Here is a 12,077-nt window from a genome sequence, read left to right as displayed (position 1 = left end):
CCCCGCCACCGTCAATCCCACCTGACCAGCACCAACAGGATGAAAAATCCCCATTGGGGCGCTCCGCTGCGGCTACTTGGCCGCCTTCGCGACCGGCAGATCGACCCCGGCACGGAAGCTGGGACACTCGTCCAGCGCGCCGTCATGGCTGCACGACATGAGGTGCTGCAGGTACGCCTGCGCGTCGAGCAGCCGCGTCACCTCCTGCCGGATCGCCTCGATCCGAGCCGTGACCGTCCCCCGCCAGTCGCCGGACCGGTCGCGGCTCCCGAGCAGCACGGCGATGTCGTCGAGGCTCAGGAGCCCGGTTTCCCGCCAGGTACGGATCAGCGCGATCCGGTAGAGCTGGTCCTGGTCGTAGAACCGCCAGCCGGAGCGGCGGCGCGGCTCGATCAGGCCGCAGCTCTCCCAGTAGTGCAGCGTCGAAACCGGCACGTCGAAGCGCGCCGACACCTCGCCGATCGAGTACAGGTCCATGCCCCATTGCACCGCACTCGGGCGACCAAAAGCAAGGTTAGCCTAACCAAACAGTCCGCTGGCGTACCAGTCGCTCCCGTCGCGGACGCCCGGCAGCGTGAAGAAGTATCCGCCGCCGAACGGCTGCACGTAGTCCACCAGCGGCTCGCCGGCCAGCCGCTGCTGCACCGTCTCGAACTGCCGCCGCACGTCCTGCTGGTAGCAGACGAACACGTGCCCGGCCTGGAGTTCTCCGTTCGCGTCCACGCCGAGGTCGTAGTTGTAGGAGCGGCGGACCAGGCGCTGGTTGTCGGTGGCGGGCGTGCGCGGGTTGGCCTTCCGGATGTGCGAGGTCAGCGGAATCACCGCGCCCTTGGGGTCGGCGGAGTAGTTCGGGTTGTCGGTCTCGGCGTTGCCGTCCAGCGGAGCGCCCGAATCGCGGCGGCGGCCGAACATCTTCTCCTGCTCGTTGATCGACACCCGGTCCCAGAACTCGACCAGCATCCGGATCAGCCGCACCACCTGATAGCTGCCGCCGCGCGCCCACGCGGGCTCGGCCGGGTCGTCGACCCACACGAGCCCGTTCGCCTCGCCGCCGACCGGATTCGCCGTGCCGTCCTTGAACCCCAGCAGATTCCGGCCCGCGCCGGACGGCCGCGGCGGCGGGTTGTAGCCGTGCATCTTCCACCGCAACTGCATCGCGCCGCGGGTGTGCCGGGCGAGGTCGCGGAGCGCGTGGTGCACCGTGTCCGGGTTGTTGGCGCACAGCTGGATCAGCAGATCCCCGTGCATCCAGGCGGCTTCCGGCGCGTCGTCCGGGAAGATTTTCATCGGGGTCAGGTTTTTCGGCTTGCGCGCGCCGAGGCCGACACGGTCGAAAAGGCTGGCACCAAACGAAACCGTGACGGTGAGGCCGTCGGCGAGGACGGACGGGCCGAGCACCTCGCTGTCCGACGGCGGCCTTCCGACGCCCAGGTTCGGCGGCGTTCCGCCGGTGGTGAGGAATCGGGCCCGGTCGGTGAGGGTGTGCAGGAGCGCGATCAGGTCCGTCTTCGATCCGCTGAGCAGGTCGAATGCCACGAAGGCCGCGGAAGCTTGTTTTTCCGCCGGCGCCGGGGTGAGCACGCCAGACTGGTTCGTGCCATGGAACGGGTGCTCGGTCGCCGGGGCCGGTGCCGCGCCGGCGGAGCGTTCGTCGGCCTGGGCGCCGCCGATCAGCACGCCTCCGGTGAGCGCGGTGCCTGCCGCGCCGGCGGCCGCGCCTTTGAGGAAGTTGCGGCGATTGACGTTCGTCACTTCGGGATTCACCAGCCGATCAGTGGCTCGGAGGAACTTCGAGCAGGGTGGGCACCGCGGACAACGTCTCGACGACAGCTCCGGCCGCGCCGTTCACCGCCTGACGCTGGGCGAGGGTGCTGGGCGCGTGGTTGGCCAGCGCTTCGTGCAGCGTGGTGAGCTGCCGCGCGGCCGTCTGGACCAGGTTCGGGGCGCGCTCGTTGAGCAGCGGGGTCAGCTCGGCCAGGTCGGTGCGGGTGACGTCGATGTCGGCATCTGTTGCGGTGTAAGCGGTTCCGCTGCCTTGATCGTCCATTCCGGACAGATGGTCGCGGATCGCGTCTTCGAGGATTTCGTGCGCGCGGATCGGCAGCTTCGTGGGATCGCCCGCGACGTCGTCGGTGGCAAGTTTTCCGCGCAGGGCCGCGAGATCTTGGGTGAGCTGGTCGGCTATCGGAGCGAGCGACGCCGGAGATTGTCCGTGCCACAAGCCGTACTCCAAGCGGTGCAATCCGGTGAAGCCAGGATCGGCCGCGCCTGCGGGCAAGCCGTTGGGCAGACCGTCGACCGCTGTGCCCGCGTCGCCGAAGCTGTTGTAGGACGCGCCGACGCGCTCCCACGAGAGCTGCGCGGTGAGCCAATCTTTCTTCGCTGCCTCGGCGTTATTCGCGGCGAGATCCGCGCGGACCGTGCCCACCGCGGTCGACACCGCGGCGAGCTGCTGGGCGGCGTAACCGAGATATTTCTGATTCGGTCCGGCGAGATCTTCGGTGGTGACCGGCTTGACCGGTGCCGGACCGTCGCTGGCGGCACCGCCGCTGACCTGCACTGGAGCCGACGCGGTGGTGGCCTGGCCGGACATCAGGCAGTGGAAGGTGTAGGACCCGTCGGCCAGCGTCGCCGACATCGTGGCGCTCGTGGCCGGGCCGATCGTCTCGATCTCCGCGACGATCCCGCCGCTGCTGTCGTCGAGCCGGATCTCGCCCGCCTTCGCGGTCTTGTTGGTCACGGTGATGCTTTGCGCCCCGGCCTGCGCGGACTTCCATTCCGGGGCGCAGTCGTGCTCGCCCACCGAAACCGTGGACCCGGTTGCGGCCGGGGGAAGCGCGGCGATCACCACCGCGGCCACCGCGACCGGAACCAGCACCAGCGCGCCCGCGACGACCACGGTGTGCTTGCCCGCGAGCCGTTCCCAATTCCCGGCAGGCGCGGTTTCGCTCTCCGGCTTTCGCTCGACCGGCTGTCGACCGGCTTTGACGAACAGCGGGATCACGACGGCGAGGTAGCAGAGCCAGGCCGTCACCTGCAGCACGGTCATCCGGGGCGTCAGCTCGGTGACGCCGCTGATCAGCGAGACCCACCACGAGTTCGGGTCGAGCGTGCCGGTGAGGTCGAAGGCGACCCAGCTCTGACCGGGCAGCACTCCCCCGTCCTGCAGGTCGCCGAGGCCGTAGGAGAGGACGCCGGCCGCGATGACGATCAGCACGAAAGCGGTGCGGCTGAAGAAAACGCCGAGGTTGAGTTTTACCGCGCGGCGGTAGAGCAGCCAGCACAGCAGGATCGCGATGCCGAGCCCGAGCGCCGCTCCGGTCAGCGGCGCGACCGTGGTGCCGGACGCTTTCACCGCCGTCCAGAGGAATAGCGTGGTCTCCAGGCCCTCGCGACCGACGGCCAGGAACGCGGTGAGCGTCAGCGCGCCCGCGCCGATCGCCACCGCGCGTTCGACCTCGCCGCGCAATTGCGCGGAAAGCCCCATCGCGGTCCGGCGCATCCAAAACACCATGCCGGTGACGAGGAATACCGCGAGCACGCTCAACGAGCCGCCGACGATCTGCTGCGCCCGGGAAGAAAGGACATCGGTGGAAAAGGTGAGAATTGTGGCGAAACTGCCCGCGACGGTCACCGCGCCCAATACGCCCAGCCAGACCGGAGCCGTGGAGACCGCGCCTTCCGCGCCGTTTTCCGGCCGCATCTTGCGCAACGCGGCCAGCAGGATGCTCACCACGAGGCCTGCTTCCAGCCCTTCGCGCAAGCCGATCATCAGGTTCGGAACCGCGTCTGCCCACTGCACGCAGATTACGATAGGCAAACCTAAATTACCGGTCGAGAGCGGGCCGCGAAACGGTTCTCTTCCTCCCGAATAGTCCTTATTCGGGGCCGATGATGCGTTTGACCGCCTCGGTGATCAATTCCTCGCGTTCCGCTTCGGAGAAAACGTCCGGCAACGTCAGCTGTTCGACGATCAGCCAGTTCAACGCGAGAATCAGCAGCTTGACCGCCGTCGCGTCGCCCGGGAGCCCGGATGCCAGGTGGTAGGCGACATTCCCCTCGACATCGTCGCGGACGCGCTCCGTCAGCACCCGGCGCAACTCCGGCCGTCGAGTCGCCTCGAGCCGGAGTTCCAGCAACGCGAGATACCCCGTGCGAAACGCCGCGATCCGGCCGACCAGCTCGCGCATCAACTGCGCGTACGACTCCCGGTCCTCCAGACCCGGCGGAAGCGAGTCGTCCTCCGGCTGCAGCCGCTCGTACACCCGGGCCCCAGCCTGCGTGAAGAGCTCGTCGCGATTGGCGAAGTAGTTCGACGCCGTCCCCGCGGGCACGCCGGCCTCCGCGTCGACCGCCCGGAACGTCAGCCCGCGCGCCCCCTCCCGCGCCAAGACCTCGATCGCCCCGTCGACGAGCGCGGCCCGCCGCTGGTCGTTCCTCCGCACCATTTGACACCACTCCAGTTGTAGTTGTACGGTTCAAACCACTTCAACCAGAGTACTACAGACGGAGTTACTAGATGCGAAAGCTCGTGTACTACATCGCAGTCACCCTCGACGGCCGCATCGCCGGCCCCGGAGACGAGTTCGACTTCTTCCCGGCGGGCGATGCTGAGCAGACCGCCGCCTACATGGGATTCATGAACTCGCTGTACCCGGAAACCGTCCCGACCGCCTTCCGCGCCATGGCCGGTGTCGAGGGCGCCCCGAACCGCAGATTCGACACGGTGCTGATGGGCCGCGCGACGCACCAGCTCGATCCGAGCGTCCCCAGTCCGTACGCGCACCTGCGGCAGTACGTCGTGTCGAGCACCCTGAAACCGGACCTAGACCCAGCAGTGACGGTTGTCCCCGGCGACCCGGTCGGCCTGGTGAGAGACCTGAAGAAGGAGGAAACCGGCAAAGACATCTGGCTCTGCGGCGGAGGCACCCTGGCCGGGGCGTTGCTGGAGGAGATCGACGAAATCGTGCTGAAGAGCTACCCGGTAGTCGCCGGCGCGGGCATCCCGATGGTGGACGGCAGGTTCGATCCGACGGTGTTCTCGGTAGCAGAGCGAACGGTTTTCCCGAATGGGGTCACGGCGACGCGCCTTGTGCGGAGCTAGACAAGCGCTCGCGACAACACTGCCAATGCTCGAACCGGCTCGCCGCACACGCCAGCGGACCGGATGAGCCGTACGGCAGGAAGGGGAGGTCCGATGTCCTGAGAAAACCGCGGCAGCCGGAGGAATCATGCGCCCGCTGACTTCTCCGGCAATGCTTGCTCACTGTCGCGCAGGTCGTTAGCCGTTCCGGGTGTCCCGGGACACCTGGTCGCCAAGCCGCACTGGTTCCCCCGAACTCTCGCCGCTTCCGGCAACCACGCTGACCGTCGGGCAGATCCTCAACCGACTGCCGCGCCGCCAAGAAACCCGCCAACTCCCCGGAATCCTCACGACAACCAGCAACCCCGCCAACCGCCGGACGGATCCTCAATCGGTTCCCGGCACCCCGAGCACACCCGCCCGCCAAGAACCAAGCGGGCTTCCCCGAGCCTTCGCCGGTTCAGACAACCTCGCTGCCAATCGTGCGGGTTCTCAACTCGCTCGCGGCCTCCGAACGCACGTGGTCGCCGGGAGCCGTACTGGCTCTCAGCGACCCCGTTTTCGTTGCCCCGCAACGCTCAGTCAGTTGAGCTGATCCGGGTCCGGACCAGTCCGCAGGCCGCGGTCCGCGGCGGCGATCGCGGCGAGGTCGGCGTCGGTCAGCTCGAAGTCGAACACCTCGAGGTTCTGCCGGATCCGGGCGGGCGTCACGGACTTCGGAATCACGATGTTGCCCAGCTGCAGGTGCCAGCGCAGCACCACCTGCGCCGCGGATTTCCCGGTGCGCGCGGCGATCTCGGTGATCGCCGGATCGGTCAGGACGGCACCCTGGGCAAGCGGGCTCCACGCTTCGGTCGCGATGCCGTGCTCGGCGTGGAAGGCGCGCAGTTCCGCCTGCTGGAGGCCGGGGTGCAGCTCGATCTGGTTGACCGCGGGGACGAGGTCGCTGTTGTCGAGCAGGCGGCGCAGGTGCGCGGGCTGGAAGTTGGACACGCCGGCGGCGCGGATCCGGCCGTCCTTGGCGAGGTGTTCCAGTGCGCGCCAGGTGTCGAGGTAGCGGTCGCGGGCGGGCGTCGGCCAGTGGATCAGGTACAGGTCGACGTGGTCGAGACCGAGTTTGGCGAGGCTGGCGTCGAAGGCGCGGAGGGTGGAGTCGTAGCCCTGGTCGTCGTTCCACAGTTTGGTGGTGACGAAGAGGTCCTCGCGCGAGATGCCGGACTCGGCGATGGCGCGGCCGACGCCGGCCTCGTTGCCGTAGATCGCGGCGGTGTCGATGCTGCGGTAGCCGGCTTCAAGTGCGCTGGTCACCGCGGCGGCGGTCTGGTCGTCCGGGACCTGGAAGACGCCGAAGCCGAGCTGCGGGATTTCGACGCCGTTGTTGAGGCGGATGTCGGGGACAGTCATGGGAATTGCCTTTCTCACTGCTGGACAAGGGGTTCGGCCACCGCGACGCGCGGACGGCGATCGAGGGCGGCCGACCAGATCGCGAGACCGAGCGCGGAAGCGGCGAGCGCGGCCCCGACCCAGTTCGGGGCGGTGTAACCGAATCCGGCGGAAATCACGACGCCGCCGAGCCACGCGGACAGTGCGTTGCCGAGGTTGAAGGCGCCGATGTTGACGACAGAGGCGAGCGTCGGCGCGCCATGCGCCTGGTCGAGAACGCGCTTCTGCAGCGGCGGGACCGTGGCGAATCCGAGCGCGCCGATCAGCAAAATCGTTGCCGCGGCGAGGATTTTGTTGTGTGCCGTGACGGTGAAAAGCGCCAGGACGATCGCGAGGCCGCCGAGGCTGACGTACAGCATCGGCATGAGCTTGCGGTCGGCGAACCGGCCGCCGGTCAAGTTGCCGAGGAACATGCCGATGCCGAACAGCACCAGCAGCCACGTCACCGCGCCCGCGGAGTACCCGGCGATCTCGGTCATCATCGGGGCGATGTAGGTGATCGCGGCGAAGACACCGCCGAAGCCGAGGACCGTCATGGCCATCGCGAGGACAACCTGAACGTTCCGGAACGCGGCCAGTTCCTTGCGCAGATGCGCCCCTTCCGGCCGAGGCAGATCCGGTACCAGCTTCGCGACGCCCGCCAGTCCGACAACGCCAAGCGCCGCAACGATCCCGAAGGTGACCCGCCAGCCGACCGCCTGCCCGACAAACGTCCCGAGCGGCACGCCGACGATGTTGGCGACCGTGAGCCCGGTGAACATGATCGCGATCGCCCCGGCACGCTTGTCCGGCGCGACCAATTCAGCGGCGACGACCGAGCCGATCCCGAAGAACGCCCCGTGCGCCAGCGAGGCGACAATCCGCCCCGCGAGCATGACCCCGAACGCCGGCGCGACCGCCGACAGCAGGTTCCCGGCGATGAACAGGCCCATGAGCAGCATGAGCATCGTCTTGCGGTTGATCTTCGTGCCGAGAATGGTCATCACCGGCGCACCCGCGACGACCCCGAGCGCGTACCCCGTCACCAGCAGGCCCGCGGACGGGATGGAAACGCCGAAGTCCGCGGCGATCTCGGGGAGAAGCCCCATGATCACGAACTCGGTGGTGCCGATCCCGAAGGCCCCGATGGCCAGCGCTACCAGTGCTAATGGCATGAGCCCGCGTCTCCTTGGTTTCTGTCTCGGTCTTGATGGGTGCTCTGCGTGCCGATGCTTCTTGTCGGCTTCGGCAATAGTTGCATACGCGGCTTGTTGTTTGCGCGTGTTGTTGATGAGGGTCACAGTTGCGAGCGGCTTAGGCAGGGGCTGCGAGCGGCTTAAGGCAGAGACCAGACGGGTCCGCGCGGGACGGGAAGCGGCCGCTTCAGCCACCACCGTTCAGCCACCACCGCGCGGCGGTAGTCGCGAGGTTCGCTCTCCACGGGACCCATCGGCGGCCACCAGAAGACGGGTCGACGGTATGCAATCGACCGGGATACCCGCAGCGGGTCGACAGGTGAACGGGATTGAGTCGACGGTCTCCAGGACGCCGCGCCGCAGGTATACCGGTCGACGGGATCCAATCGGCGGGATCCGCGCGGCTCCCCCGGGCACCGCAGCTGGCGGGACTGTGGAAGATCCCGCCGGCACAGTTCAGTCGGCACAGTTCAACCGACTCGACTCGGCCAGCGAGGACCTTTCGGCGTAGGTTCAGCTGACCCATCCAGCCGGAGAGATCCCGGCGGCACAGCTCACCCGACCCGATCCGGCCGACAAGATCCCGGCAACCCGGCACACCCGACCCGATCCGCGAACACCCATCGGCACAGTTCAGTCGGCGGAGTTCGGGCGACCAGTCCCAGTCGGGACATCGGCCGACGCAGACCGGTCGGGCGCAGACCGGTCGGCGCACTAGTCACACCAGTTCGGCCGACCCCAGTCCAGTCGGCGGAGTTCGGCCGGCTGGCCCGGTCGGCACAGTTCGGTCGGCGTACTAGTCGGCGCAATGTGCCGGCCGGGCCCGGCCGGCACAGTTCGCCGGCCAGCTCGACCCGGTCGGCGCAACTCGTCGGCCAGCCCGGCCCGGTCGAGGCAGTTCGTCGGCCAGCTCGGCCCGCGCAGCTTGTCGGTCAGCTCGGCCCGGTCGGGGCAGTTCGTCGGCCGGGCCCGGTCCGCGCGCCTCGGTCGGCGCAACTCGGTCACTCAAGCTCAGCCAGCGAGACCCGGCGACACGGTTCGATCAGCCGAGTCCAGGCGGCGAGATCCGGGCGGCACAGTTCGGTCGCCCGAGCTCAGTCGGCACAACAGTCTGCATAGTTCTGCCGTCGAAGTTCGACCTCCCCGGGCCAGTCGGCGAGATCCAGCCGACCGCATCCTGCTGGCTGAATCCTCGTCGGCGGGATGTCGACCTTTGTATACAATCTCCCATATGTCGCTTGCTGGATTCAGTCCGCGGGATATCGCCCGCCGGATTCAGTCGGATGGATCCTGATGGCCTCCTCCCCACCGTTGCGGGGGTCGTTGTATGGCGATGGCGAGCGGCGTGGCGGCATTAGTCCACTGTGGACTCACAGAATCATGCCTGGGTGTAGCAGACAGGCGCGAAGGACTCCCGTCAGGAGGACGAAACCGTCCGCGGGTTGGCCGTTTTCACGGTCGCCGTTCCGCCGGTGGCGGGAGTTCGGCCGTGTCGCATTAGGAGAGTCAGCAGGAGGGCGAGAACTCCTACGCCGAGTAGTACGAAGTACGCCGTCTGATATCCGGCATCGCTGGTGATCGACGCACCGGAACTGAGACGGACCTGGTTCGCTGCCGTGATTGAGCCGACGATGGCCGTGCCGAGTGTGTTCATTACGCCGAGTGCGGTGTACAGCAATGAAGTCGTGACGCCTTGCGCTTCCGCGGGCACGGCTTCGATGACGAGATTATTCGCCCCAGCATAGAGAAATCCGAGTCCGATGCCCATGAGCGCGGCGATCACCACGATCAGGACCGGCCCGTTCAACTGTCCGAAAAGGATCAGCACCACTCCCCCGAGCGTGCCGATAATCGAAGTGAGCAAAGCGGTTCTCGGCGCGAATCTCCGGCACGTCCACCCAGCGGCGTAACCTGCAGCCGCTCCTACTAGGCCGAAGGGCAGGCCGTAGCTCACGCCGTATTCCAAGGCGGTCATGCCTCGACCGTGCTCGGCGACGCCGGCTACGTGCGGCGTCCGGAGCAGCTGCGGGATGAGCACGGAACTGTTGGCGGTGGTGACGAAAATGGCGGTACCTGAAGCAAGCAGTGTCAGCCATACCTTGGGTTGGGACACCAGCGCGAGATCGATTAGCGGTTCGGCGCGGCGGCTTTCGACAATCACGAAAAGCACCAGCAGAACCGCGGAAAGCGCTACGGCGTAACCGAGGTAGTGTTTTTCAACCAAACCGAGCACGAGTACCGCCATTCCGCCGCCGAGGAGCAAGCCGCCGGCGACGTCGATGTGGCGTTTGATTCGCACCCGCGTTTCGGGGACGACGAGCAGGACTAGCGTCGAGACGATGACGTCATAGCCGAGTGTGAACCAGAAAGCGCTGCGGAACCCGTAGGCGTCGACCAAATACCCGCCTAGAAGCGGACCGCCGAATGCGGCGACGCCGGTGCCGACACCGAGGGCGCCGACGCCGAGCGGTACCAGCCTTGGCGGGAACAGGTCGCGGATGAGGCCGTAACCGGCGACGTACGCGACGACGAAAGCGGACTGGAGCACGCGTCCGGTGAGGAACAGCCAATACACCGGTGCCAGCGCGCAGATCAGCGACCCAGCGCCGAACATGATGGCCGCGGCCAGGAGGACTTTCTTCTTGCCGTGCGCGTCGGCGAGTTTCCCGGCGATCGGGAGGAACACGAGCGACGCGACGAACACGACGGTCATCACCAGCGCCACCTGGTCGGTGCCGAAGGCGGCGGCGATGTCGGGCAGGCCCACCCCCACCAGGGTGAACTCGAAGTTGGCGTTCTCGGTCAGGAGTGCGATCGCCACGACGATCGCCACGTAATACCAGGTCGACCGCTCTGCGGTGCGCGGTTCCTCAGCCATGCGCACCGATGTAACCGGCGGTCCGTCCGGATTGAGCGGGTCAGTCCCGCTGTCCGGGACTCACTCCGCCAACCGGTCGAGCGCTTGCTTGAGCTGCGGAATCCACGCCTCGTGCTCCGGCTTCATCAACACCGAGCGGAGGATCGTGACAGTCTCGGCGTCGCGTTCGACGTCCGGGTGCAGGGCGGCGAAAGCGTCCGCGTCGACGCGCAAAGTGGACAGATACAGCGGGTTTTCCTTGTCGGCCATGCCGTTTTGGAGGATGGTGTTGGCCGCGTCGGTGATCTCGCTCATCCGGGTCCGCCGGGGCCAGTAGGCGACAATGTCCAAAGTGGGCTCGAGATGCAATGCGAATCGGTCGGATTCCTTGAGGCGAGCAGCGAAATCGTTCGCTGCTCGACGGCAGGCGGCCAGAAATCGTCCGAGGCCGCGGTCGCGTTCCAGCGGAAAGGCTTGCAGGGTAAGCCAAAGCGCGCCAGCGGCGGCACCCGCGCGGGAGCATTCCAGGGAAATCTCGCCGAGGTGCAGCTCATCGGAAGTGAAGTAGGTATAGGGAGAATCGTGTTTGTAGAACCGGCCGACTGCCGGGTCGGCGAACAGCACCGCCCCGCATCCGTATGGCTGGAGGCCGTGTTTGTGCGGGTCGACGACGACGGAATCGCACGAGCCGATCGCGCGGTAGGCCTCGTACTCGTCCAGCAAGGTGTAGAACCCGCCGTACGCACCGTCGACATGCAGGCGGACGCCGTACCGTTCTTTCAGCGCAAGGGCTTGCTGGATGTCGTCGACCGCCCCGAGCCCGGTCGTTCCTGGAGTCAGCACGACCGTGCCTACCCCGCCGCCGCGGACTTCGGCTTCGACCGCTGACAGGTCAACGCGCCCGTCTGGAAGTGCCCGCACCGCACGGGATTCCACGCCGAGCACCTGGCACATGCGGCCGTGCGTGTAGTGCGCGTCCCCCGAATGGACGACCGCTTTGCCCGGGGCCAGTTCGCGGGCGACCCAGAGGGCTTCGAGATTCGCGATCGTCCCGCTGGAGGTGAGGTGGCCGAGCGACGGTGGCGCGAACCCGAACATCCGCGCCAGGTCCGCGATGACCTCGACCTCCATCGGCGAGGTGGCCTGCGAGGCGTCGAGTGCGTGGTTGTTCGGGTTGACCACCATCGCGGCGAGGTAGGCGGCGACCGCGACCGGATGCGGCGGTTTCAGCATCTGGCCTGCGTAGCGGGGGTGGAAGAAGGGGAAGGACGCGTCCATCCGGGCGGCGTAGGCGTCGAGCAGCGCGGGGAGATCGACGTCTGGCCGGCTTGCCGGGGACGGGGTGAAAGGACCCCATTTGCGTTCCCAGGCCTCGACGCCGCGGAGAGCCTGATCGATCAGTTCGCGCCGGTCCATGCGTCACCTCGTCGGTCGCTGGTTGCTGCCTCTCGGGCACCCTATCGACCCGCGGGCAGCGGATTGGGCTTCTCGCGCTGGCGATCTAAGGTGTGGCGACGGT

Annotated in this window: 9 protein-coding genes; 1 reads left to right on the top strand and 8 read right to left on the bottom strand. The window is 67.4% G+C overall.

Annotated elements, in window-relative coordinates:
• Positions 1-72: 72 nt before the first annotated feature.
• The 4 genes from ABD156_RS04505 to ABD156_RS04490 form a co-directional block, all read right to left on the bottom strand.
• Positions 73-477 (bottom strand): MerR family transcriptional regulator, encoded by a 405-nt coding sequence (locus tag ABD156_RS04505; protein WP_344266886.1) that lies wholly within the window; start codon positions 475-477, stop codon positions 73-75.
• Between the two features lie 42 nt (positions 478-519).
• On the bottom strand, positions 520-1,752 hold the full coding sequence (locus ABD156_RS04500) for a Dyp-type peroxidase (RefSeq protein WP_344266883.1): 1,233 nt from the start codon (positions 1,750-1,752) through the stop codon (positions 520-522).
• A gap of 19 nt (positions 1,753-1,771) precedes the next feature.
• A complete protein-coding gene (gene efeU / locus ABD156_RS04495) occupies positions 1,772-3,802 on the bottom strand; it encodes an iron uptake transporter permease EfeU (protein ID WP_344266880.1) in 2,031 nt (676 codons plus the stop codon).
• Positions 3,803-3,878: 76 nt separating this feature from the next.
• Positions 3,879-4,448: a TetR/AcrR family transcriptional regulator gene (locus ABD156_RS04490; protein WP_344266877.1), complete on the bottom strand. Its 570-nt coding sequence runs from the start codon at positions 4,446-4,448 to the stop codon at positions 3,879-3,881.
• Between the two features lie 71 nt (positions 4,449-4,519).
• Between ABD156_RS04490 and ABD156_RS04485 the strand changes: the two genes are divergently transcribed.
• On the top strand, positions 4,520-5,104 hold the full coding sequence (locus tag ABD156_RS04485; RefSeq protein WP_344266874.1) for a dihydrofolate reductase family protein: 585 nt from the start codon (positions 4,520-4,522) through the stop codon (positions 5,102-5,104).
• Between the two features lie 561 nt (positions 5,105-5,665).
• On the opposite strand, the gene ABD156_RS04480 is transcribed toward ABD156_RS04485, so the two are convergent.
• The 4 genes from ABD156_RS04480 to ABD156_RS04465 form a co-directional block, all read right to left on the bottom strand.
• Positions 5,666-6,487, bottom strand: a complete 822-nt coding sequence (locus ABD156_RS04480) for an aldo/keto reductase (protein ID WP_344266871.1) — start codon at positions 6,485-6,487, stop codon at positions 5,666-5,668.
• A gap of 14 nt (positions 6,488-6,501) precedes the next feature.
• The gene (locus tag ABD156_RS04475; RefSeq protein ID WP_344266867.1) at positions 6,502-7,680 is read right to left on the bottom strand and encodes an MFS transporter; all 1,179 of its coding nucleotides are present in this window, start codon (positions 7,678-7,680) and stop codon (positions 6,502-6,504) included.
• 1,438 nt (positions 7,681-9,118) lie between these two features.
• Positions 9,119-10,579 (bottom strand): MFS transporter, encoded by a 1,461-nt coding sequence (locus ABD156_RS04470; protein WP_344266864.1) that lies wholly within the window; start codon positions 10,577-10,579, stop codon positions 9,119-9,121.
• A gap of 60 nt (positions 10,580-10,639) precedes the next feature.
• Positions 10,640-11,974, bottom strand: a complete 1,335-nt coding sequence (locus tag ABD156_RS04465) for a pyridoxal phosphate-dependent decarboxylase family protein (RefSeq protein ID WP_344266861.1) — start codon at positions 11,972-11,974, stop codon at positions 10,640-10,642.
• Between the last annotated feature and the right edge of the window lie 103 nt (positions 11,975-12,077).

It is taken from the genome of Amycolatopsis albidoflavus (genome assembly GCF_039525725.1).
Taxonomy (GTDB): domain Bacteria; phylum Actinomycetota; class Actinomycetes; order Mycobacteriales; family Pseudonocardiaceae; genus Amycolatopsis; species Amycolatopsis albidoflava.
The sequence above is the reverse complement of the archived record's forward strand: the minus strand, read 5'-3'. Positions and strand labels throughout refer to the sequence as shown.